Below are 21,648 nucleotides of genomic sequence, written 5' to 3' on the forward strand. Positions count from 1 at the left end.
TTCTCGTGTGTGCCGATCCCAGATGGCACACTCGGAGCATGACACTCAGACGGGGTTCTACCTTCGGTAAAGGCACAAGCGCAGTCGCACTGATCGGCGCGGCTGCGCTTGTGACACTGGTGGGCGCCTGCAGTACCGACACGACCAACACAGGTTCGTCGTCGACGACGACAGTTGCGCCGAGCACCACGGTGACCACGACGCCTGCCGAAGCAGCGATCACCGATGCACAGAAGCAGAAGCTCTGCACCGATCTGGAAGCGCAGCTGTCCAATTGGCGCGTGCAGGGGCCCACTCTGGGCCGCGGCGGTCTGAACATTCTGGTGCAGACCTGGGCGGCGCAGAGCGGCGTCATCAACCTGCAGGTGGTGCAGAACCGGACGATCATCGACGACATCACGAAGGACACCTGCTCGGACGTGCGTGACGAAGCCATCCGCGCCCTCGACATTCCGGACCTCGCGTCGGGATTGGTGGGCTTCTAGATGCGAACTCTGTATCCCGAGATCGAGCCCGTGGAGTCCGGACATCTGGATGTCGGTGACGGGCAACGGATCTACTGGGAGGTATCCGGTAATCCGGCCGGTGCACCGGTGGTGTTCGTGCATGGCGGTCCCGGTGGTGCCACCAATCCGTTGCAGCGGCGATACTTCGATCCGCAGGCCTACCGGATCGTGTTGTTCGATCAGCGAGGCTGCGGGTTGTCGACGCCACACATCGCCGATGGAGCCGACTTGTCGGTCAACACCACCGACCGGTTGATCGCGGACATGGAGAAGCTTCGAGAGCACCTGGAAATCGATACGTGGCTGGTCTTCGGCGGTTCGTGGGGATCGACGTTGTCCTTGGCCTACGCGCAGTCGCACCGAGATCGCGTGCGAGGGCTCGTACTACGCGGAATTTTCCTGGTCCGCCCTTCCGAGATCGACTGGTACTACCGCGGCGGTGCCGGGCACATCTTCCCCGACCTGTGGGAGAAGTTTCTCGAGCCGATCCCGGAGGACGAGCGTGCAGGTGACCTCGTCGAGGCCTATCACCGCCAGTTGATGTCCGAGGACGAGAGCGTCGCAACCCGAGCCGCGGTGGCATGGTCGTCATGGGAGGCGGCGACGAGCTACCTGCTACCGAAACCGGATGCAGTGCAAGGAAATTCCGACCCGCGTTTCGCCCGGGCTTTCGCGGGAATCGAGAATCACTACTTCCGGAACAATTGCTTCCTCGAAGAAAATCAACTGCTGCGTGACGCCCACCTGCTCGACGGTATCGCGGGTGTCATCGTGCAGGGCCGCTACGACGTCGTGTGTCCGGCGACCAGCGCGTGGGCGCTACACAAGGCCTGGCCCGCCGCGGATCTGGTCATCGTCGACGATGCAGGGCATTCGGCGGCCGAGCCGGGCATCGTGCAGCACCTCGTCGAGGCGACCGACCGCTTCAGGCCGTGACGGGCGAATAGTCGAACGAGACCTTTCGCGAGTCGGTGTCGGCCTGGGTCAACCGGACCGTCACCGACTCCCCCGCCGGTGGTTCGCCCTGGCACTTTCCGATGACGATCGGCTCCGACACCAACACCTCGGCCTCTCGCTTTCCTTCGGCACCGCGGAGAACTACCGCTTCGAAGCTCTCCCCCACCCGGTTGCTCAATACGTGGGCTTCGGTGAGATCCACGCATGCGCGGTCCACTTTCGATGCGACGGAATCGGATCCGCGCATCACGGCAGGCAACTCGGGTAGGGCTTGCGCCGCCCACTCCGGTACCGATGTGCCGGCGACGACGGCCAGGCACACCTCGGTGGCGAACCGATCCGACAGGCGGCGCAGCGGTGCCGTCACGTGGGCGTAGGGCGCGCCGATGCCGGAATGCTCGACCGATTCGCCGCTGGCGGCTGCATTCCCTGCGCTGTCGAAGGCGAGGTAATCCGCCCCGCGCAACAAGCCGGTTGCCCGGGTCATCATCGCCAATGTCGACGGCGCGTCCGCCGGCAGCCCGGCCAGCACTGCCCCAGCGGATGCGCCTGTCGGCCAATCGATTCCGAGCGCAGACGCCGTTCTCTTCAGCGCCTCAAGGGCCTCGGACGATGCGGGCGGGAGCGTGCGGACGATGCCGATTCCGGCGTCGAGCATGATTCTCGCGGCGCACATGCCCGTCAGAAGCGACACTTCGGCATTCCAACCGTCCGCGGCCGTACGCGGCTGCAGCGCGATACGCCAGCCCCGGCCTTCGGGCACCACCTCCTGCTCGGGCAAGGTGATGTCTATCGCTCCCCGTCGAATGGCAGCTGCAGCCCGCTGCGATCCGAATTCCGCGAGGGCAGCGATGGACGGATGTGGCGTACCTGCATCGACGCCTGCTTGCACCTCGGCGTAGTCGAGCCGCGCAACCGATCGCACGGTGGCACGGGTGACCGTCCAGGCAACCGCTTCACCGGCATCGTCGAGTTCGATGGTCCACAGTGCAGCGCACCGGGTCTGCCCCTCGAGCAGGCTCGCGGAGCCCTCCGACATGACTCTCGGATGCAGCGGCACCGACCCGTCGGGCAGGTAGTACGTCTGGCCCCGCCGACGAGTTTCGGTGTCGAGTGCCCCTCCGGGCACCACCAATGCACCCACGTCGGCAATGGCGTAGTGCACCAGCAATCCGTTCGAGGTCTTCTCGATGTGAACGGCTTGGTCGAGATCCTTCGAGCCGGGCGGATCGATGGTGGCTAACGGGATATCCGTGCGGTCGATCCTGCTGTCGGCGTGTCGGTCTCGAACCTCTCGCGCCTCCTGCATCACCGCTGGGTCGAAACCGTCGGAGAGTCCGAACTCGGATCGAATGGCGTCGAAATCGAAACTGGGGGCCTTCAGCCGGGTGAGCGGCACCGTCAGGCGTTCCAGTCGTCTTCGGCGTCGGCGGCCTTGTTGCGAGCGGCGGCGATCTTCAGGGCCTGTTCGGCGGTGGCCTTGTCCGGGTAGGGACCCATCCGGTCGAGGGCGTTGGTCTGCTTGCCCTGCACGACCTGCTTGGCGGCGATGTCGTAGTACCAGGAGTTGTCGTCTTCGGTCATGACTTCCAGTGTGCCCCATGCGGCACCGTCGCAGGAGAACTGCGCGAGAAATGTGTGTGCGAACGAGTCGGCCTGTAAGCCGGATCCTGTCCCTCTCAACCGCTTTCGCAGGTTCGAATAGACGGCCATCCATCTGGGTACACCGTCGCCGGGTACCTCGAGCAGTCCACCCGCAGGCTCGGGCGAGCAGCCCTCGAGCACCTGCGCAGCTGCACCCCTTGCGCGGTGCAGCCTTCGACCTTGCTCCGGGCGGGGTTTACCTAGCCACCCCAGTCACCTGGGATGCTGGTGCGCTCTTACCGCACCGTTTCACCCTGACCTGCGACTCGATTTTCGAGAAACCGATCCGCAGGCGGTCTGTTTTCTGTGGCACTTTCCCGCGAGTCACCTCGGGTTGCCGTTAACAACCGCCCTGCTCTGTGGAGTCCGGACTTTCCTCGGCCCGAAGCGCGACGGAACGTAAGTCCGCCGGTCCTCCGAGCCGCAGCCGTCCGGCCAACTCGTTCGCGATTGCGCACTCTACCCCGCTGACGTCGAGGGTCCGGACGCTGCCCGGCGACGAAGAGCGGTAGCGCTCGTGACCGCCGCAGCAGCGCTGACGGCGATACCGACCCATGCCGCGGACGTGTAGCTCTGTTCTGCGGGAAAGGTGGAGCTGGCATTCGTTCCGGCAGCCAGCACGAGACCGCCGATCGCACTTCCGAATGCGAAGCCGATACTGCGCACCACCTGGTTGATACTCATCGCGCTCGAGGTCTCCTCGGATGGCACCACCGCGAGCACGACGGCAGGCACCGCTGCCGAGAAGCTGCCGACTCCGAACCCCAGAACGGCCATCACTGCATAGAGTTCCCCGATGCCGGCGCGGGCATCGGCGAACACGGCAAGCGCCACCAGCACGATCAGAGCGCTGACTGTCAGTGCGCTACCGGGTCCGACCCGATCGAGCACCCGAGGAACCAGCTTGCCTGCGAGAAATCCGAACACGGAGAACGGAACGAGGACCAGGCCGGCTGCGAAGACGTCCAGTCCGAAGCCGTACCCGGCACTGGCAGGCGTCTGCGCGTATCGCGTGACGATGGTCAGCAGCAAGTACATTCCGATGCCGCTGAGGAACAGCGCACAGTTCGCACCGATCACGGTCCGGTGCCGCAGCAACCGGAGGTCTACCAGTGGCGCCGAGCTGGCGAGTTCGACCCGCACCCAGAGCACGGCAGCAGCGCCCGCCGCAACGGCCAGGGAGACCGCCGTCCAGGGGCGGCTCGTCCACAGCGCGGTCTCACTCACCAGAATCAACACCGGCGCGAGAGCGAGTGAGAGTGCAAGAGCACCGGGAATGTCCATGCGGGTCGCACGATTCCGTGTGGCAGCGGGAACGACCTTCAGCGCAACCACCAGTGCCAGAACGGCGATCGCGGCCCCGAAACCGTATGCGGCGCGAATCCCACCGTGCTCGGTCAGCAACCCCGACAGTGGGTATCCCACGCCGACCCCCGCCGTCGACGCGACCGCCAACAACGAGATGGTCGACGCAGACCGCGGCGTCGACAGGTGTTCGCGGGCAACTCCCATCAGCATCGAGGTCAGTGCCAGCCCTACTCCCTGCGCGGCCCGGCCGATGAGCAGCCACGCGAAAGACAACGGGAGCGCGGTCAGAACTCCACCCACTGATACGACGCCGAGGGTCCCGAGTATCGCCGCCCGCCGATGCGGGCCCGAGCCGAGGCGGCCGAGAATCGGTGTCGTCACGGCACCGGTCGCCAACGCCAGCGTCAACGTCCACTGCGCACTCGACAGTGAGACATCGAATGTGGTTGCGACACTGGTGATCAACGGCGCACCGAGGCTGCCGACGGCGGCCACGACCACTCCGACGAACACCAGCGCAGGTGCCAGCGAACGCTCCCGACTATGCTCGGTCTCCTCGGTCATCGGTTCGTGTCGCCGGTGATGTGATCGAACAGTCCAGCCTGGATGCGTGTGCCCACTCCCCTCGCCCAGGGTTCGTCGACGTCGTCGATCTGCAGGGCCGCGCCGCTGTTGAGCAGCATCCCGAACGCCAGAAATGCCTTGATCGTCACCGCATCCAGACCGGTGATCTCTGTTATCGCGGTCCACATGCGGTCGAACGCCGCTCTCACTGCGTCACGCACCTCGGCATCGCCGCAGGCAGCGATCCCCTGCAGTTGCAACAGCAACGAGGTGCGGTCGCCGAGCATCGCGTGGTACCGCTCGCCCATTGCTGCCAGCGCCTGCTGTCCGGTGGCATTGCCCGCCGCTTCTCGCATCCCGTCGGTCAACCGGTCGTAGGACGCGACGACCACCTCGCAGAACAGAGCCTTCTTGGTTCCGAAGATCCGAAAGATGTAGGCCTGGGTGATTCCTGCCTCGCGGGCGATCGCCTCGGTCGATCCGCCGTGGAGTCCGGCCGAGGCGAATTCGTCTGCTGCTATTCGCAAGAGCTGCTCTCGACGATCGGGTCCTGTCATGCGCACGCGTTGCCCCATGCCCTGAAGTTACTAGTTACTAACTACTAACTCTAGACCTCGCGCCGAAACCTCGAACTACAGTTCTCGTCATGAGTGAATGGGTCGTGCTTCTGCGCGGCATCAACGTCGGCGGCATCAACATCAAGATGGCCGATCTTCGGGCGGCCCTGCAGGACGCCGGATTCGGACACGTTCGGACGATATTGGCTACTGGCAATGTCGTCTTGGAATCACCACTGACCTCCGACGCACTGATACCGGCGGTCGAAACCGTGCTGGCCGAGGCCTTCGGTTACCAGGCCTGGGTGATCGTGTCGGACGTACCGTCGCTGCGCCAGGTGGTCGATGCCTATCCCTTCGATGCCGAACGCGAAGGCTGGCACCCCTATGTGGTGTTCGGCAGCAACGATGAACACCTGACCGAATTGTCCGCTCTCGCGGCCGAACTCGATCCTGAGCTCGAACGAGTCGCCGAAGGAGACAATGTCATCTACTGGGAAGTGCGCAAAGGCAGCACGACCGACAGCAGGTTCGGCAAAGCCACGGCGAAGGCCAAGTACAAGGCGACCACCACCACTCGCAATCTGCGCACGCTCGCCAAGGTTCTCGCGTGACCGTTCTCGCCGCGACACTGGTCGCTGCCGTTCTCGTCTTCGCCATAGTTCGCCCGCGCGGCCTGCCCGAGATCGTCGCCGCGTTGCCGGCCGCGGCGGTCGTGTTGCTCGTCGGCCTCGTCAGCGTCGACGATGCCCGAGCGCAGGTGCTCGAACTCGCCCCCACGGTCGTGTTTCTGGCGTTCATCCTGATCCTGGCGCACCTGTCCGATGCTCTCGGCGTCTTCACCTGGATCGCGGCGAAGCTCCGCCGTGGGTCCCAGGGCAGCCCCCGCAGACTGCTCACCCTCGTGTTCGCCGCCGCAGCGTCGACCACAGCAGTGCTCAGTCTCGATGCCACCGTGGTTCTATTGACACCCGCGATCATCGGTGCCGCCCGCATCCTCGGGATGTCGCCGCGTCCATACAGTTACGCCACCGCACACCTGTCCAATTCGGCCTCGACCCTGCTCCCGGTCTCGAACCTGACCAATCTGCTGGCCTTCGCCGCGACCGGCCTGACCTTCCTGCACTTCACGGCCCTGATGGCACTGCCGTGGATGTTCGCGGTCGCGATCGAGTTGGCAGTGTTCCTGCTCTTCTTCCGCAAGGACCTCAGCCGCACCGCGCCACCATCGGACAGACCGGCCGAGCAGGGCTTCGAGGATGTACCGGCACCGACAGTCACACTCGCAGTACTCGGCGCGACTCTCATCGGCTTCGCAGTGGCCGGACTGTTCGACGTCGAACCCTTCTGGGTCGCGGCCGTGGGGTCGGTGGCACTGGCGATCCCGGCACTGCGAGCGCGGCGCACCACACCTCGCGCCATCGCGTGCGGTGCCGATCTGCCGTTCTGCGGCTTCGTGTTCCTGCTCGGCATCGTCGTCCTCGGCGTAACGACAGGACCGATCGGCGCCTGGCTGACGCGAATCCTGCCGTCCGACACCACCTTCGCATCGCTCCTGGCAGTAGCGGTCATCGCGGCGGTGGCGTCGAACATCGTCAACAACCTGCCCGCAACGCTGCTGCTACTGGCCGCGTTCGGTACCGACGCTCCCCCGGCACTGCTGTTGGCCATGGTGATCGGAGTGAATCTCGGCCCCAACCTCACCTACGTCGGGTCGCTGGCCATCATGCTGTGGCGACGCGTCGCATCAGCACACGACGAACCGGCCGACCTGAAGACATTCACCGTTCTCGGCGTGATCACGACTCCATTGACCATCGTCGGTGCCGTGGCGGGACTGTGGCTCGCGTTGCAGGTCTAGGCCGCGTCGTGCCGTCCCCCGATGAACGACGGCGCTGATCGAGTCGACGCGGGCGGATCAACCGATCACGGGATCGGCGTCGGGGAAAGGTCGTTGCCGGGTCCCACGACTGAGCAGTTGTTCGTGGGTGCGGCCCCGGCGAAGCGTTCGGCGAGAAACTGCGCTGCTTGCGCCTGGAACGGGACGAACGCCTGCGAATGACTCAGGCCGTCGTATCGAGCGTAGGTGACCGCGACGCCGCGGTCGCAGTACTCTCTGGCCAACCCCTCGACGTCAGCGGTGATCATGACCGAATCCCCGATCCCGTCCAGATCTCCGACCGCGAGGAGGACGGGCACGCGTGGTGTTCCTGCGCTGCCCATGATGTTGTCGTCGATCGCTTCGACGACCTCGGGAATGTCGAGTAAGGAGGTGTAAGGAGGCTGCAGCATCTCGGTGTCGGTCAAGCCCGGATAGTCGGACGCGAAGCCGGCGATGCAGTCGTATTGCACGGCGTTCACGATCTGCTTGCCCTTGTCCGACAAGAATGCGTCGGTGTCGAGACCGTAGGTACGTTGATACGCCACGATCAACGCGGGGATGACCCCGGCCCAATCCGTGGACCCGCTGACATAGGGAAGATTGTGTGCGAGGTCGACTGGTAATCCGCCCGCGGCGGCACCGACGATGTTCAATTCGGGCGCGTATCGCGGTGCCACCTCGGCACCCCACTGCGTGGGTACGGATCCGCCCGAGTACCCGATGAGACCGACCGGTGTCGTCGATGGCAGGCCCAGCACTCTTTCTGCGGCGCGGATCCCGTCCAGTGCTGCATAGGCGGACTGGCGACCGATGGTCCACTCCAGTTCCTCGCCCTCGTAGTCGGGGACGACGACGGTGTAACCGGCAGCCATGTAGCCGGTGATCACTGCTTGTTCGACGGTGGCTGATTGACTGTTTCCGTGGCCGCTGAGGGTGTACGACGGATCGCACTCGGACCCGAGACCGTCGTAGGCGGTGTGGAAGGAGATCAGTTTCGTCGGGCCGGGAATGAGCGGCCGGAGCACTGTGGCCACCGTCGTGACCGCGGCACCCTGTTGGTTTGTCGTGCGATACAGCACCTGTGTCGAGGTGATGGGTGTGCTCACGTTCGCTGCGCCGTAGGCCATGGGCCGGGTCCGCAGAACATCCCCTGGTGCAGTGCCGTCGAGCGGTTCGTTCCAGTCGTAGAACGGATCGGCCGAAGGAACGGGTTGTGCTGGGACAGAACCGGCCGGCTGTGCGGACACCGTTCCGGTGGACGTGGCGGCAATGCCGAGGACTGTCAGGACAGCCAATGCGGCGATGCGGCGGTTGATCGATCTTGTGTGCATCGATGTGCCTACTCGTGTGATGTCCGCGCGGATTCGGCGACGTCGGACGGATCTGCAGTGAAGGGAAGACTACTGGTCTCGATCATCGAATGGGGACGAAATCTCACCGAGGACGTACGAACCCGAGAACGTTTTCTCTGCCGCGACTCCACACATCCGAAGTGTCAGGCCAGCCGAGCCAGGTGCGCGGTGTCGTTCACCAGTCGCACCGATGCCCCGCCGTCGGGGTAGAACTCGGCGATGCTCAGCGACGCCAGGTCGAGGTGCAGTCGATACAGCAGCGACGGGCCGACGTCGAGCGCGAGTTGCAGCAGCAGTTTGATCGGGGTCACGTGGGTGACCACCAGAACGGTCTTTCCGGCGTACTCGGTGATCAGCTGATCGCGGGTTGCTTCGATGCGCGTGCGCACGGTGTCGAAGCTCTCTCCGTTCGGCGGTACTACCGACGTGTCACCCATCCAGGCCTGATGCTGCTCGGGGTAGCGCGCTGTGGCCTCGGCGAACGTCAGACCCTCCCAGTCACCGAAGTCGGTTTCGATGAGGCCATCGACGGTGGTGACGGGCAATCCGAGCGCGCGTGCAGTCGCTGCGGCGGTCTGCTGAGCCCGCGCGAGCGGCGAGGCCACGATGGCATCGATATCGGTTCGCGAACCGAGAGCCGTTGCGGCGGAGTCGGCTTGGCGTCGGCCCAGTTCGGTCAGATCCGGATTTCCACGCCCGGAGTAGCGCCGGTCGACCGACATGGGGGTCTGGCCGTGACGCAGCAACAGCAGGCGGGTGGGCTCGCCCATCGCGCCGGTCCACCCCGGAGACGCCGTCTGCGTCGTGGAAGCAGACGCACTCGCGACCGGATCCGGCTTCGGTTCCAGGTCGATACCCTCGGCCGCGGCGTCCATCGCTTCGTTCGCCAGCGCATCGGCGTGTGAGTTCTTCGCCCGCGGAATCCATTCGTAGGTGACGGAATCGAATCGGCGAGCCAGTTCGGCTGCCTCTCGCTGCAGCGGAATCATGTCCAGGTGCTTGACTTTCCAGCGTCCCGACATCTGCTCGACGACGAGCTTGGAATCCATCCGAACGTCGACCTCGCGGGCACCGATGTCGGCGGCGGCCGTCAGTGCCGCGATCAGGCCCTTGTATTCGGCGACGTTGTTGGTCGCGATACCGAGCGCCGATCGCCGCTCGGCCAGGACCTCACTGCGATCGGCCGAGAACACCACCGCGCCGTAGCCGGCGGGCCCCGGGTTCCCACGCGATCCGCCGTCGGCCTCGGCGACAACCCTCGTCACCGGACTCAAATTCCGGATTCCTTGGTGCGCACCAGAATTGCGTTGCACTCGGGGCACCGAATCAGAGCATCGGCCGGCTTGTTGGCAATGCCGGCGATCTCGTTTCGATCGAGCTCGATTCGGCACGCCCCACAGCGACGGGCCTGCAGCAATGCTGCACCGCGGCCGGTGAGCCCCCGCTGCTTCTCGTACAGCGCAAGCAGGTCCGCGGGCAGTCCGGCGGCCAAAGCGTCGCGGCGTTCGGCGCTGCGCTTCTCGGCGGTGTCGAGGTCCGCGACCGCGTCGTCGCGACGGCGACCGGCGTCGACGAGCTCGTCCTCGATCTGGGTCAGCTGCGCACCGGCGTGCTCGTAGTCTCGTTCGCTGGCTTCGCGCTGCTCCATGACTTCGAGCAGTTCCTCCTCGAGGATCCCCTGGCGTCGCTCGAGGCTGCCGAGCTCGTGCTGCAGCTCGGTCATCTGCTTCGGTGCGATAGTGCCGCTTTCGAGCATCTTCCTGTCGCGGGCCTCGCGCTGGCGAACCGCGTCCACCTCACCCTCGAGCTTGCGGATATCACGATCGAGGTCGTCCATCGAGATCTGCACCGTCACCGCGGCGTCCCTGCGGGTGGTCCGCTCGGTCTCGAGCTTGTCCACTTCCTGCTGCTCGGGAAGGGTCTTGCGGCGGTGGGCGATCTGCGAGAGTTCGGTATCCACACCGGCCAATTCGAGCAGCGAGGCCTGGACTTCGGGATCGACATTCACGCTTGATGACTCCTGCGACTATGGAAGTTGATTGACGATCACCCTACCGGCTGCATCGAGGTGACCGAGCCCGATCCACTCGAAGGCGCGTCGAGGGGTTCACCGGTCACAGAGTCCACGGGTCGGTTCGGACCTCGGTGATCTTGCCGCCCCACCCGTCGGTGTCTCCGAACTCTGCGTCGAGGATGCCGCGCGCCTGTGCGCACCACGGAAACTCCGAGGCCCAGTGCGCGGTGTCGATCACCGCTGGTCCGCCCGCGCGTAGGTGCTCGTCGACGGGGTGGTGCCGTAGATCCGAGGTGACGTAGACGTCGGCATCCGTGCGCGCTACTGCGGAGAGGAAGGAGTCTCCCGCTCCCCCACACATCGCGACCACCGAGACCGTGGCGGCGGGATCTCCCGCCGCTCGCACACCCCAACTGGTTGTCGGCAACGCCTCGCGCACGATGTCGGTGAACTCGGCGAGTGACATCGGGGTCGGTAGCCGTCCGATCCGCCCCAAGCCGGTGCACGACGGTACCGCCGCGGTCTCGAAGATGTCGAACGCCGGCTCCTCGTAGGGGTGCGCGTGACGCAGCGCCGAAAGTATCCGAGCACGTTGGGCTTTCGGAGCGACAACCTCGACACGGTCCTCCGGCACGGTGTGCACCTCACCGACGACTCCGAGCGTCGGGTCGGCACCCGCTCCGGGGCGGAACTGGCCGAGACCCGACCCCTGCCAGCTCGCTTCGCTGTAGTCGCCGATCTGTCCGGCTCCGGCGTCGAACATGGCCTGCCGCACCGTTGCGGTGTCGGTAGTCGGCACGAAGACCACCCACTTGTCGTGTGCAGGAACGTCGATGGGGTCCAGGGGCCTGGTGTCGATCACTCCAAGGGCGGACGCGAGTGCGTCGGAGACACCCGGGTCGGCGGAGTCGGCGTTGGTGTGGGCGGTGAACAGTGCGCAGTCGGCTTTGATCAGGCGGTGAACGATCGAGCCCTTGGCGGTGTCCGCCGCGACCGTATCGACTCCTTTGAGCAGCAATGGATGGTGCGCCACAATCAGATCGGCACCCCATGCGATGGCCTCGTCGACCACCGCAGCTGTGACGTCGACGGTGTAGAGAACCTGCTGCACAACAGCTTTCGGATCACCGCACACCAGCCCCACCGAGTCCCAGCTCTCGGCGAGCCGCGGTGGGTACGCGCCGTCGAGAACCTCGATGACCTCCGCCAGTGTCACTGCCATGTTCGCTGCTCTCCTCACAGAACGGTGTTCAACGCATCCACCAGTATGTCGACCTGCTCCGAGTTCCGTACCGCGACGCGCAGGTAGTGGCGGTCCAGCCCTGGGAACGTGTCGCCCCGCCGAACCGCAATTCCCCTCGTGCGCAGTCGTTCACGTATCAGATCGGCGTCCTCGATTCGAAGCAGCAGAAACGGTGCCCTGGCTGGGCCGGTGACGTCGAGACCCATGGCGGTCAGTCGGGAGATCATCGAGGTTCGTTCGCGATCGATGCGCTCGGATTCGGCTCGCGCCTGGTGCACCGCGAACGGTTCGGTACAGGCGCGGATCGCTTCGAGCTGCAGGCTCCCGAGCGGCCAGTGCGCGCGGCCGTGCTGAAGTTGCGCGAGGACGTCGGGGTGCCCGAGCGCGTAGCCGCACCGAAGTCCCGCCAACGCCCACGTCTTGGTCAGGCTCCGCAGGATCAGTACGTCGTTCAGGCTCTGCGATGCCGCCGACTCGCCGGTGCCGAGCACGGCGTCCGCGAAGGCCTCGTCGATCACCACTGTGCGACCGGGGCTCCGCACGCTCAGGATCGTCTCCAGTGGGTGCAGTACGGATGTCGGATTGGTCGGGTTGCCGATGATCACCATGTCGGCGGCGTCGGGCACCAGCCTCGCATCGAACTCGAAGGGCGGCGGCAGGATCACTCGCTGCACCGGGATACCCGTCTGCTCGAGCACCCAGTCGGGTTCGGTGAACGACGGATGGATGGTTGCCACCAGGCGCGGCTCGATGCGAGGCAGCATCGAGAATCCTTCCGCACCACCGCTGAGCAACAACACCTCGTCCGGCGATCGGCCGTGATGGGCAGCAACCTGCTCTCGTGCTGCCAGCTCGGCTGCGGCGGTCGGGTACGAGCCCAACGAACCCAGCGCAGCACCGAGCCGTTCGCGAAGCCATTCCGGCGGACCGTCGCCGCGAACGTTGACGGCGAAGTCGACCGATCCGGGATCGACCTCCACGTCTCCGTGGTGACGAAGGAGCTCATCCGGTTTGCGGCGCAGCCGCGCATCGGGTTTGCGGCGCAGCCGCGCGTCGGGTCGGGCAGCTGATTCGCTCATCGCGGCAAGCGTAGCGGCAGCGGTCGGCGATAGGCTCCGACCATGCATGCCGCTCCCCCCGCATCCGTTGTCCTGTTCGATCTCGATGGGACTCTGACCGATTCCGCCCCCGGAATTCATGCCGGTTTCAGGCATGCGTTGGCGTCCGTGGAGGCTCCCGAGCCGACCGAGGAGCAGCTGTCGTTGGTTGTCGGGCCGCCGCTGATCGACACCTTGCGTGGGCTCGGACTCGACGAGGACGCGGCCCAGCGCGCATTGGCGGCGTACTTCCAGCGATACGACGAGCGGGGCTGGGCCGAGAACACAGCGTTCGAAGGCATCGAGTCGGTACTGACCCGATTGCGGGATCGCGGAGTGCGCTTGGGCGTGGCGACGTCCAAGTCCGAGCGCTTCGCCGTTCGGATTCTCGATCACTTCGGATTGTCGGGATACTTCGACTTCATCGGTGGTGCCAGCAACGACGGGAGCCGCCGAGCGAAGTCCGATGTCATTGCCCATGCACTGACCAATCTCGGCATCGAACCGGTCGAACACACGGACGGCGGCACGACGGGGGTGATCATGATCGGTGACCGGGATCACGATGTGCACGGCGCTGCGCGATTCGGCATTCCGACGGTGTACGTGGAGTGGGGGTACGGGATCGACGGAGAGAGCGCGGACGCTGCGTTCACGGCCACGAGCATGGACCAGCTGGCCACCGTGTTGGAACAGAACACGACGGCGGCGGTGTCGCAGTGAACGAGCCCCTGCACGTGACATTCGTCTGCACCGGCAACATCTGCCGCTCGCCGATGGCCGAGAAGGTCTTCGCTCGGCACCTTCGCGATGCCGGCCTGCATGACGCCGTACGGGTATCGAGCGCGGGAACCGGCGGCTGGCACGTGGGTGACGGCGCGGATCCGCGGACGGTCGCCGAGCTCGATGCGCACGGTTACGACAGCGAGCACGCTGCGGCGCAGGTCGGCCCGGAACACTTGGCGGCAGATCTGATCGTCGCGCTCGATACCGGGCATGCGCGGGCGCTGCTGCAGCTCGGCGCGCCTGCCGATCGGGTGGCGCTGCTGCGCTCGTTCGATCCGGATGCCGAGGACTCGTCGGTTGCAGATCCGTACTACTCGTCCGACGCCGCGTTCACCGAGGTGCGTGAACAGATCGAAAGCGCAGTTCCCGGGCTGTTGGATTGGGCGCGGTCTCGGCTGTCCGGCTGACCCGGCTACCGTGGTGGGGTGGAAAAGCTAGGGTTCTTGCTGCGTCCGAAGTGGTTGGTGCTGGCCGCCGTCGCGCTGGCCTTCGCGTTCCTGTGCTTCAGCGTGCTGGCTCCGTGGCAGCTGGGGAAGAACACTTCGACCTCTGCACGCAACGATCTGATCACCCGGTCGGTCGCGGCGGATCCGGTTCCGATCTCCGAGGTTCTCACTGCCGACGGTTTCGCAGCCGACGACGAATGGCGTCGGGTCATCGCAACGGGCTCCTACGTCGCCGATTCCGACGCGCTGGTTCGGCTGCGCAGCATCCGAGAAAAGCCGGCGTACGAGGTGATCACTCCGTTCGTCATCGACGGCGGGCCCACCGTGCTCGTCAACCGCGGGTACGTGTTGCCGGTGGAGGGAACCAGTGCACCCGATTTCGCGGCGCCACCCACAGGCGAGGTGACGTTGAACGCGCGGGTTCGTCAAGCCGAGGGCACCTCGCGGGAGCCCATCGAGGAGGACGGCCGGCTGCAGGTCTACAACATCAATCCCGAGCAGATCGGGACCGCCGTCGGCGTCGACGCCATCGACGGGTACCTGCAGCTCGATGCCGATCAGCCGGGCGGTCTCGGCTTGATCGATCTGCCGCAGACGGACGCGGGCCCGTACCTGTCCTACGGTCTGCAGTGGCTGGCGTTCGGGATCATGGCCCCACTCGGCCTGGCGTACTTCGTTCGCGCCGAGTTGAGGGAGCGACGCGCATCTCGGGCCGAGTTGGCCGCGGCGATGTCCGACGGACCAGAACCGATGGCCGACGACCAGACGGCTCGGGAGGACGAGGAAGAAGAGTTCACGCTGCCCACTCGACGTGAGAAGCGAGCGAGGGCACGGGCAGCGTCACGCACGGCGGTGTCGTCGGATCCTCGCCTGGCAGATCGCTACGGCAAGAATCGCTGACCCGACGGCGGAGAGTTCCTGCACGCGGATCGACAGACCGACCGCTCGGCGGAGGTCGCGTGCCGTCGGCGGCGATCCGTCGCCGAGGGTCGGCCTGATCTCGACTCCGTGCCGGTAGCTGGTTCGGCCTCCCAACTGCAGGCCCAACGCCCCGGCGGCCGCGGCTTCGGCGACACCTGCGTTGGGGCTGGGGTGCTGTGACGCGTCGCGTCGCCACATCGTCCATGCCTGCTTGGGCGAACCGTGCACCAGCGGCGCTGCCAGTACGGTCGCCAGACCCGTCACTCGGGCCGGCACCACGTTCAGCACGTCGTCGATTCGCGCTGCCGCCCAGCCGAAGTGTCGGTACTTCGGAGACCGGTAGCCGATCATGGCATCGAGCGTGTTACTCGCGCGGTAGGCCAGAATTCCCGGGACACCGGCCAGTGCTCCCCACACCAACACACCCCCGGCGGCGTCGGAGGTGTTCTCGGCGATGGACTCGACTGCGGCGCGGGCCAGGCCGTCGATGTCGAGCGAGTCCGGATCTCGACCACACAGCGATGGCAGCAGCGCACGCGCGCTCGCCATATCCTCGCGATCGAGGTGATCGGCCATCTGCTGCCCCACCCTGGACAGCGATGTCCCGCCCAGCGCCGCCCATGTTGCGGCTGCGATCAGCACAGTGTCGACGGGCAGTGTCGATCGAGCCGCCGCTCGGCTCGAGCCGATGCCCACCGCGGCCGCAGAACCGATCAGCGTCACGGCATGAACGACGCCGAGAGCTGTGCTGTCACGGTACAGAATGCGTTCGAGGCGCAGTGCCGTCGTGCCGAATCCCGCGACCGGATGCCAGCGCCGTGGGTCTGCGAACATTCGATCGAGGCCGTAGCCGGCCAGTAAGCCGATCGCGCGGGGGTACGTCCACATCCGTCGAATCTTGCCAACTGCGCATCCGGTGCAGAAACTCGGTGTGTCAGGCCCAGCGTCGGCGATAGGCACCTGCGAGTTGACGGTTGCGGAAGTCGATGTCGCTTCCGTCGTCGAGCAGTGCGATTGCCATTCCAACGAAGCCGACGGCTGCCATTACGAACATTGTCATGATTCCCCCAGAATCTGGTGTGGATCCGCGTTGCGGACTGCCGGTACACGATTGTTACCGGTCGGTAGGCCGATTCCTACGGATTTGAGGCGGCCGTCACGTGTGTCCGTCATCACGAGACCCACGTCTCATTCGGAGGTCCAAAATTCAACGGCCACTGGCACTCTCGCTCTGTGAGCTCGCCCTGCCCTCACTGCTGCGCAGAAAACAAATGCTGTTCCTCGATCACGACGGATCGAAGGAATTCGTCGACGGCCTTCACCCTGGCCAAGCCGGTCAACTCTCGCGGCACCACCGTCCAGTACGTGCGCTCGACCGAGACGACGCCGGGCAACACCGCTGTCAGCGCTGCGTCGGGCTCGCCGATATAGCTGGGTAAGGGGGCGATTCCCACACCGGACCTCGCGGCGATCCACTGACCGGTGATGTTGTTGGTCTGTATTCGGGCGCGCCCCTCGGGCAGGATCGCGTCCAGGATACGAAGTGGTGCAACGTCGAGTAGCGCGTCGACGTAGGAGATGAGGGTGTGTTCGCGCAGGTCTTCGACGGTGCGAATGGGCGGTCTTGCGGCCAGGTAGGCCTCGGTGGCGAAGAGTTGGAGCGAATAGGTCGCCAACCTGCGAGTCACCACGAATCTCGGCGACGGCCGTTCCAGTGTGATCGCAATATCGAACTCTCGGGTGGCCAGAGAATTGTGCTCGGTGGCGGTGACCAACTCGATATCGAGATCCGGATGCCTGTCCCGGAGCACTCCCAGTTCGGGTGTCAGCACGAAGGCCCCGAATCCATCCGGGGCTGCGATGCGGACGGTGCCGCGTAGCGAACCGGTGTCGGAGGTCTGGTCCTCGAAGGCAGCGATGAGCGTCGACTCCACGGTCTCGGCATAACCGACCAGCCGTCGACCTGCCTCGGTCAATCGCCATCCTGCGGGGGTCCTGTCGAAAAGTCGCTGCCCGGCCGACTTTTCGAGCGCGGTGATGCGTCGGCCGACGGTGGTGTGGTCCACGCCGAGTGTGCGCGAAGCATCGGTCAACCGTCCTGTCCTGGACACTTCGAGAAAGTAGCGAAGGTGGTCTGGGTTGAACACTCACCCAGCCTATCCTCCTGTGCATTTATGCACGGCGTTCTGCGTATTTGGCCTTTGACTCGTGCATCGTTAACAGTGAGACTCGAGACACACCGATGGAAAGGATCGAACGTTGACCGACGTCATCGCGCACTGGATGGATGGAAAGCACTACTCCGGCAAGTCCGACCGGACCTCCCCCGTCACCAACCCCGCGACCGGTGAGATCACCGGGAGCCTCGCACTTGCCGACACCGACGACGCCCGCGCGGTCATCGACGCGGCCGCTGCCGCGTTCCCGGCCTGGCGCGATACCTCACTTGCCAAGAGAACCTCTGTCCTGTTCGCATTTCGAGAACTGCTGAACGCACGAAAGAACGAGCTCGCGGACATCATCACCGCCGAGCACGGCAAAGTGCTCTCCGATTCCCTCGGCGAGATCTCCCGCGGACAGGAGGTCGTCGAATTCGCCTGCGGCATAGCCCATCTCCTCAAAGGCGGATACACTGAAAACGCCTCGACCGGCGTGGACGTCTATTCGATCCGTCAGCCGCTCGGGCCGGTGGCGATCATCTCGCCCTTCAACTTTCCCGCCATGGTCCCGATGTGGTTCTTCCCCGTTGCCATCGCAACAGGCAACACCGTCGTCCTCAAACCCTCCGAAAAGGATCCGAGCGCCAGCATCTGGTTGGCCGAGCTGTGGAAGGAAGCGGGCCTGCCCGACGGCGTGTTCAACGTTCTGCAGGGTGACAAACTGGCCGTGGACGAGTTGCTCGAGAACAAGAAGATCAAATCGGTTTCCTTCGTCGGTTCGACCCCCATCGCGCAATACGTGTACGCCACGGGTACCGCTCACGGAAAGCGTGTCCAAGCTCTCGGCGGAGCCAAGAACCATGCCGTCGTACTCCCCGATGCAGATCTCGACCTGGCTGCCGATGCCATGGTCAACGCCGGCTTCGGCTCTGCGGGCGAACGATGCATGGCCATCTCCGCCCTCGTCGCTGTCGGTCCCATCGCCGACGAACTCGTCGCCAAGATCGCCGAACGCACCAGGCCGCTGGTCACCGGCGACGGAACCCGTAATGCGGACATGGGCCCGCTGGTGACGAAGGCGCACCGAGACAAGGTCGCCTCCTATGTCGACGCGGGCGAAGCCGCCGGTGCCAGCCTGGTCGTCGACGGGCGCGCGGTGCAGGCCGACGGCGGGGAGAACGGCTTCTGGCTGGGTCCCACTCTCATCGACCACGTCACCCCCGAGATGAGCGTCTACACCGACGAAATCTTCGGACCTGTTCTCTCGGTCGTCCGCGTCGACACCTACGACGACGCACTCGCGCTGATCAACGACAATCCTTACGGCAACGGCACCGCCATCTTCACCAACGACGGCGGTGCGGCACGACGCTTCCAGAACGAGGTGGAGGTCGGCATGGTCGGCATCAACGTGCCCATCCCGGTTCCCATGGCGTACTACAGCTTCGGCGGTTGGAAGAACTCCCTCTTCGGAGACAGTCACGCCCACGGCACCGAGGGCGTCCATTTCTTCACCCGAGGCAAAGCTGTCACCAGCCGCTGGCTCGACCCCAGCCACGGCGGCATCAACCTCGGCTTCCCCGAAAACAGCTGACCCCCGAAAAAGAGCTGGAGCACACCATGGTTGCCAATATTTCGTTTCCTCGGTTCCTCAAACTCGGCGGAGGCGCAGTCGCGGAGCTGGGGACTGTTCTGACCGACTTGAATGTCTCACGGCCGTTGCTGGTCACCGACGCTTTCTTGGCCGGAAACGGGTCCGCCGATCGCCTGATGACCGTCATGACCGAGGCCGGAAAGACACCCGCTTTGTTCTCCGGCACCGTCCCGGATCCGACGACGGATTCCCTCGTCGCCGGTCTCGATGCGGTGCGGCAGCATTCGGCCGATTCGATCATCGGGTTCGGCGGAGGCAGTCCGATGGACACGGCGAAGGCGCTGGCGATCCTCGCGGTGCAGGGCGGCACGATGCGGGATTTCAAGGCTCCCGTCGTCTCGACCGGCCCGGCCCTACCGATCATCGCCATTCCCACCACAGCCGGAAGTGGTTCGGAGGCAACTCAGTTCACCATCATCACCGATGTAGCCTCGGACGAGAAGATGTTGTGCCCCGGCCTGTCCTTTCTGCCGATCGCATCCATCATCGACTTCGAGTTGACCATGTCGATGCCGGCGCGCTTGACGGCCGATACCGGCGTCGATGCACTCACACACGCCATCGAGGCGTACGTCAGCAAAAAAGCCAACCCCATTTCCGACGGTTTGGCGCTCAGCGCGATTCGTACGATCGGTACGTCACTGCTTCGTGCTTACCGGGACGGTGACGACCGGCAGGCGAGGGAGGCGATGATGCACGCCTCCACGCAAGCCGGCATGGCGTTCTCCAATGCCAGCGTCTGTTTGGTGCACGGGATGAGCCGCCCGATCGGCGCACACTTCCATGTGGCGCACGGCTTGTCGAATGCGATGCTCCTGCCTGCCGTTACGGCGTTCTCGATCGTGGGAGCGGAAGGTCGCTATGCCGATTGCGCCCGTGCACTCGGTGCGGCCTCGGAAAGCGATTCGGATCGGGTTGCCGGCGGCAAGTTGCAAGACGCGATCGTCACACTGTGCCGTGAGGTCGAGGTTCCGACGCCCGAGACGTTCGGCATCGACAAAGCGAAGTGGGACGAGCTGCTGCCGCTGATGGCCGAGCAAGCCCTGGCGTCGGGCAGCCCGGGCAACAATCCGGTCGTCCCCACTGCCGAACAGATCATCGATCTGTACCGGCAGGTGTACGCGGGTCGCTAGTCGAACTCACCGAAATGCGCGGGAACTTCACTGCCTTTCCGCGCATTTCGGCGTTGCACCAGTATTCCGCCGATCACGGTGATCGCCGCAAGCACAGCCGACAGTGCGATAGCGGATCGCTGCTCCGGACGTATCACCATCATCACCAGGACGAATACGATGAACCCGATCGCCAGATACGTCAGCCACGGGTACAGCCACATCAGGACCGCGGGGCGTTCACCGTCGCGATCGAGGTGACGGCGCAGCACCAACTGGCTACTGGCGATGGCGAGGTAGACGAACAGGGCGACCGCTCCGGTGGTCGCCAGCAGGTAGGTGAACAGCTTCTCGGGCAGGATGTAGTTGCCGACGACGGCGAGGAAGCCGAGCACCATCGATGCGATCACCGCGATCCACGGCACTCCGTTGGAGGTGATTTTCTTGACTGCGCGCGGCGCGTCGCCTCGATCGCCGAGGGAATACAGCATGCGCGACGCTGTGTAGAGTGCAGAATTCAAGCACGACGCGACGGCGGTCAGGATGACGATGTCCATGATCGTGTCGGCGTGCGGAATTCCCATCTTGGACAACACGTACTGATACGAACCGGTCGCAGGATCGAGTTCGTTCCACGGCACCAGTGCGACGATGATGAAGATCGATCCGAAGTAGAAGATCGAGATTCGCCAGATCACCGAATTCGTTGCGCGGGTGATTCCTTTTGCCGGGTCCTTGGATTCGGCCGCGGCGATGGTGACGATCTCCGAGCCCATGAACGAGAACATCGTCGTCAGCATGGCCGCGATCACGGCACCGAATCCGAGGGGCATGAATCCGCCGGAGGCCCAGAGTTGGTCCACGCCAGAGACTTCGGAACGGGGTAGCCATCCCAGGATGGCGGCGATGCCGAGCCCGATGAAGGCGACGATGGCCACCACTTTCACCAGCGCGAACCAGAATTCGAATTCTCCGTAGTTGCCGACGCTGATCAGGTTGGTCGCGGTGAGCGCGACGACGATGATCAGCGCCCACATCCATTGCGCTCCACCGAGCCAGTTGGTGAGAATGGCTGCCGCTGCGGTGGCTTCGACCGGGATGACCAGCACCCAGAACCACCAGTAGAGCCATCCCACCGAGAACCCGGCCCAGTGGCCCAGTGCCCGCGTTGCGTAGGTCGAGAACGACCCCGTATCGGGGTTGGCGGTCGCCATCTCCCCCAACATGCGCATCACCAGGATGACCAGGATGCCCGCAAACAGGTAAGACAGCAGCACGGCCGGTCCTGCGGTGGCGATGGCGTTGGCAGAGCCCACGAACAGTCCGGCCCCGATGACGCCTGCTATCGATATCATCGTCACGTGGCGTGGTTTGAGACTGGTGCCGAGTCCTTGTTCACCGGTTTCCGGCTTGTCCGTAATTGACATACCAATAGTCGACCACATG

The 21,648-nt window shown here is 64.9% G+C and carries 22 protein-coding genes and 1 other RNA gene; 9 read left to right on the forward strand and 14 right to left on the reverse strand.

Annotation, left to right across the window (positions count from 1 at the left end):
• Positions 1–38 precede the first annotated feature (38 nt).
• Both J1M87_RS09105 and pip read left to right on the forward strand, forming a co-directional pair.
• Positions 39–485 carry a hypothetical protein gene (locus J1M87_RS09105; protein WP_206489236.1) on the forward strand — a complete coding sequence of 149 codons (447 nt, stop codon included), beginning with the start codon at positions 39–41 and terminating at the stop codon, positions 483–485.
• Positions 486–1,442 (forward strand): prolyl aminopeptidase, encoded by a 957-nt coding sequence (gene pip, locus J1M87_RS09110; RefSeq protein ID WP_206489237.1) that lies wholly within the window; start codon positions 486–488, stop codon positions 1,440–1,442.
• On the opposite strand, the gene J1M87_RS09115 is transcribed toward pip, so the two are convergent.
• The 5 genes from J1M87_RS09115 to J1M87_RS09135 form a co-directional block, all read right to left on the reverse strand.
• Positions 1,432–2,862, reverse strand: coding sequence for an RNB domain-containing ribonuclease (locus J1M87_RS09115; RefSeq protein WP_206489238.1), 1,431 nt, complete (start codon positions 2,860–2,862; stop codon positions 1,432–1,434). The two genes, pip and J1M87_RS09115, sit on opposite strands and share 11 nt — an antisense overlap.
• 2 nt (positions 2,863–2,864) lie before the next feature.
• Positions 2,865–3,047, reverse strand: coding sequence for a hypothetical protein (locus J1M87_RS09120; protein ID WP_206489239.1), 183 nt, complete (start codon positions 3,045–3,047; stop codon positions 2,865–2,867).
• 59 nt (positions 3,048–3,106) lie between these two features.
• Positions 3,107–3,550, reverse strand: an RNA gene (gene rnpB / locus J1M87_RS09125) — RNase P RNA component class A.
• Between the two features lie 16 nt (positions 3,551–3,566).
• Positions 3,567–4,979, reverse strand: a complete 1,413-nt coding sequence (locus J1M87_RS09130) for an MFS transporter (RefSeq protein WP_206489240.1) — start codon at positions 4,977–4,979, stop codon at positions 3,567–3,569.
• Positions 4,976–5,536 carry a TetR/AcrR family transcriptional regulator gene (locus tag J1M87_RS09135; RefSeq protein WP_206489241.1) on the reverse strand — a complete coding sequence of 187 codons (561 nt, stop codon included), beginning with the start codon at positions 5,534–5,536 and terminating at the stop codon, positions 4,976–4,978. The genes J1M87_RS09130 and J1M87_RS09135 overlap by 4 nt, the downstream gene beginning before the upstream one ends.
• A gap of 89 nt (positions 5,537–5,625) precedes the next feature.
• Between J1M87_RS09135 and J1M87_RS09140 the strand changes: the two genes are divergently transcribed.
• Both J1M87_RS09140 and J1M87_RS09145 read left to right on the forward strand, forming a co-directional pair.
• On the forward strand, positions 5,626–6,150 hold the full coding sequence (locus J1M87_RS09140; RefSeq protein WP_206489242.1) for a DUF1697 domain-containing protein: 525 nt from the start codon (positions 5,626–5,628) through the stop codon (positions 6,148–6,150).
• The gene (locus J1M87_RS09145; RefSeq protein ID WP_206489243.1) at positions 6,147–7,397 is read left to right on the forward strand and encodes an SLC13 family permease; all 1,251 of its coding nucleotides are present in this window, start codon (positions 6,147–6,149) and stop codon (positions 7,395–7,397) included. Before J1M87_RS09140 ends, J1M87_RS09145 begins: the two co-directional genes overlap by 4 nt.
• 65 nt (positions 7,398–7,462) lie before the next feature.
• Here J1M87_RS09145 and J1M87_RS09150 read toward each other — a convergent pair whose 3' ends face one another.
• The 5 genes from J1M87_RS09150 to cobC all read right to left on the reverse strand — a co-directional run bounded on the left by J1M87_RS09150 (position 7,463) and on the right by cobC (position 13,106).
• Positions 7,463–8,749, reverse strand: a complete 1,287-nt coding sequence (locus tag J1M87_RS09150) for a lipase family protein (RefSeq protein ID WP_206489244.1) — start codon at positions 8,747–8,749, stop codon at positions 7,463–7,465.
• A gap of 164 nt (positions 8,750–8,913) precedes the next feature.
• The gene (locus J1M87_RS09155; RefSeq protein ID WP_206489245.1) at positions 8,914–10,035 is read right to left on the reverse strand and encodes a bifunctional RNase H/acid phosphatase; all 1,122 of its coding nucleotides are present in this window, start codon (positions 10,033–10,035) and stop codon (positions 8,914–8,916) included.
• 5 nt (positions 10,036–10,040) lie between these two features.
• Complete coding sequence (locus tag J1M87_RS09160; protein ID WP_206489246.1) at positions 10,041–10,778, reverse strand: zinc ribbon domain-containing protein; 738 nt, start codon at positions 10,776–10,778, stop codon at positions 10,041–10,043.
• Between the two features lie 106 nt (positions 10,779–10,884).
• A complete protein-coding gene (locus J1M87_RS09165) occupies positions 10,885–12,006 on the reverse strand; it encodes a Nif3-like dinuclear metal center hexameric protein (RefSeq protein WP_206489247.1) in 1,122 nt (373 codons plus the stop codon).
• Positions 12,007–12,020: 14 nt separating this feature from the next.
• Positions 12,021–13,106: an Rv2231c family pyridoxal phosphate-dependent protein CobC gene (cobC, locus tag J1M87_RS09170; protein WP_206489248.1), complete on the reverse strand. Its 1,086-nt coding sequence runs from the start codon at positions 13,104–13,106 to the stop codon at positions 12,021–12,023.
• A gap of 42 nt (positions 13,107–13,148) precedes the next feature.
• On the opposite strand from cobC, the gene J1M87_RS09175 reads away from it, so the two are divergent.
• From J1M87_RS09175 to J1M87_RS09185, 3 genes are read left to right on the forward strand one after another with little or no spacing between them, the layout of a single operon-like run.
• Positions 13,149–13,847, forward strand: coding sequence for an HAD-IA family hydrolase (locus J1M87_RS09175; RefSeq protein WP_206489249.1), 699 nt, complete (start codon positions 13,149–13,151; stop codon positions 13,845–13,847).
• Positions 13,844–14,317, forward strand: a complete 474-nt coding sequence (locus J1M87_RS09180) for a low molecular weight protein-tyrosine-phosphatase (protein ID WP_206489250.1) — start codon at positions 13,844–13,846, stop codon at positions 14,315–14,317. Before J1M87_RS09175 ends, J1M87_RS09180 begins: the two co-directional genes overlap by 4 nt.
• Positions 14,318–14,335: 18 nt before the next feature.
• A complete protein-coding gene (locus J1M87_RS09185) occupies positions 14,336–15,256 on the forward strand; it encodes an SURF1 family protein (RefSeq protein WP_206489251.1) in 921 nt (306 codons plus the stop codon).
• Here the strand turns inward: J1M87_RS09185 and J1M87_RS09190 are convergent.
• The 3 genes from J1M87_RS09190 to J1M87_RS09195 all read right to left on the reverse strand — a co-directional run bounded on the left by J1M87_RS09190 (position 15,197) and on the right by J1M87_RS09195 (position 17,424).
• Positions 15,197–16,165, reverse strand: coding sequence for a cobalamin biosynthesis protein (locus J1M87_RS09190; protein WP_206489252.1), 969 nt, complete (start codon positions 16,163–16,165; stop codon positions 15,197–15,199). The two genes, J1M87_RS09185 and J1M87_RS09190, sit on opposite strands and share 60 nt — an antisense overlap.
• A gap of 46 nt (positions 16,166–16,211) precedes the next feature.
• Positions 16,212–16,337: a hypothetical protein gene (locus J1M87_RS28980; protein WP_274610869.1), complete on the reverse strand. Its 126-nt coding sequence runs from the start codon at positions 16,335–16,337 to the stop codon at positions 16,212–16,214.
• 190 nt (positions 16,338–16,527) lie between these two features.
• Positions 16,528–17,424 carry a LysR family transcriptional regulator gene (locus J1M87_RS09195; RefSeq protein WP_206489253.1) on the reverse strand — a complete coding sequence of 299 codons (897 nt, stop codon included), beginning with the start codon at positions 17,422–17,424 and terminating at the stop codon, positions 16,528–16,530.
• Positions 17,425–17,560: 136 nt separating this feature from the next.
• Here J1M87_RS09195 and J1M87_RS09200 point away from each other — a divergent pair, with 136 nt between their 5' ends.
• Both J1M87_RS09200 and J1M87_RS09205 read left to right on the forward strand, forming a co-directional pair.
• The gene (locus tag J1M87_RS09200; RefSeq protein ID WP_206489623.1) at positions 17,561–19,030 is read left to right on the forward strand and encodes a CoA-acylating methylmalonate-semialdehyde dehydrogenase; all 1,470 of its coding nucleotides are present in this window, start codon (positions 17,561–17,563) and stop codon (positions 19,028–19,030) included.
• A gap of 26 nt (positions 19,031–19,056) precedes the next feature.
• Positions 19,057–20,223, forward strand: coding sequence for an iron-containing alcohol dehydrogenase (locus tag J1M87_RS09205; protein WP_206489254.1), 1,167 nt, complete (start codon positions 19,057–19,059; stop codon positions 20,221–20,223).
• Here J1M87_RS09205 and J1M87_RS09210 read toward each other — a convergent pair.
• Entirely contained in the window at positions 20,220–21,629 is a 1,410-nt protein-coding gene (locus tag J1M87_RS09210) for an amino acid permease (protein WP_206489255.1), read from the reverse strand. The genes J1M87_RS09205 and J1M87_RS09210 overlap by 4 nt on opposite strands.
• Positions 21,630–21,648 lie beyond the last annotated feature (19 nt).

Origin of the sequence: Rhodococcus sp. KRD162 (genome assembly GCF_017168335.1) — a bacterium.
In the GTDB taxonomy this organism is placed as follows: Bacteria; Actinomycetota; Actinomycetes; order Mycobacteriales; family Mycobacteriaceae; genus Rhodococcoides.

Excerpts from the sequence above, each read along its gene's own strand:
- J1M87_RS09105 (WP_206489236.1), top strand. The coding sequence starts at position 39 with ATGACACTCAGACGGGGTTCTACCTTCGGTAAAGGCACAAGCGCAGTC.
- J1M87_RS09175 (WP_206489249.1), top strand. The coding sequence starts at position 13,149 with ATGCATGCCGCTCCCCCCGCATCCGTTGTCCTGTTCGATCTCGATGGG.
- J1M87_RS09135 (WP_206489241.1), bottom strand. The coding sequence starts at position 5,536 with ATGACAGGACCCGATCGTCGAGAGCAGCTCTTGCGAATAGCAGCAGAC.
- J1M87_RS09130 (WP_206489240.1), bottom strand. The coding sequence starts at position 4,979 with ATGACCGAGGAGACCGAGCATAGTCGGGAGCGTTCGCTGGCACCTGCG.
- J1M87_RS09140 (WP_206489242.1), top strand. The coding sequence starts at position 5,626 with ATGAGTGAATGGGTCGTGCTTCTGCGCGGCATCAACGTCGGCGGCATC.
- cobC (WP_206489248.1), bottom strand. The coding sequence starts at position 13,106 with ATGAGCGAATCAGCTGCCCGACCCGACGCGCGGCTGCGCCGCAAACCC.
- J1M87_RS09190 (WP_206489252.1), bottom strand. The coding sequence starts at position 16,165 with ATGTGGACGTACCCCCGCGCGATCGGCTTACTGGCCGGCTACGGCCTC.
- pip (WP_206489237.1), top strand. The coding sequence starts at position 486 with ATGCGAACTCTGTATCCCGAGATCGAGCCCGTGGAGTCCGGACATCTG.
- J1M87_RS09150 (WP_206489244.1), bottom strand. The coding sequence starts at position 8,749 with ATGCACACAAGATCGATCAACCGCCGCATCGCCGCATTGGCTGTCCTG.
- J1M87_RS09205 (WP_206489254.1), top strand. The coding sequence starts at position 19,057 with ATGGTTGCCAATATTTCGTTTCCTCGGTTCCTCAAACTCGGCGGAGGC.
- J1M87_RS09210 (WP_206489255.1), bottom strand. The coding sequence starts at position 21,629 with ATGTCAATTACGGACAAGCCGGAAACCGGTGAACAAGGACTCGGCACC.
- J1M87_RS09200 (WP_206489623.1), top strand. The coding sequence starts at position 17,561 with ATGGATGGAAAGCACTACTCCGGCAAGTCCGACCGGACCTCCCCCGTC.
- J1M87_RS09120 (WP_206489239.1), bottom strand. The coding sequence starts at position 3,047 with ATGACCGAAGACGACAACTCCTGGTACTACGACATCGCCGCCAAGCAG.
- J1M87_RS28980 (WP_274610869.1), bottom strand. The coding sequence starts at position 16,337 with ATGACAATGTTCGTAATGGCAGCCGTCGGCTTCGTTGGAATGGCAATC.
- J1M87_RS09165 (WP_206489247.1), bottom strand. The coding sequence starts at position 12,006 with ATGGCAGTGACACTGGCGGAGGTCATCGAGGTTCTCGACGGCGCGTAC.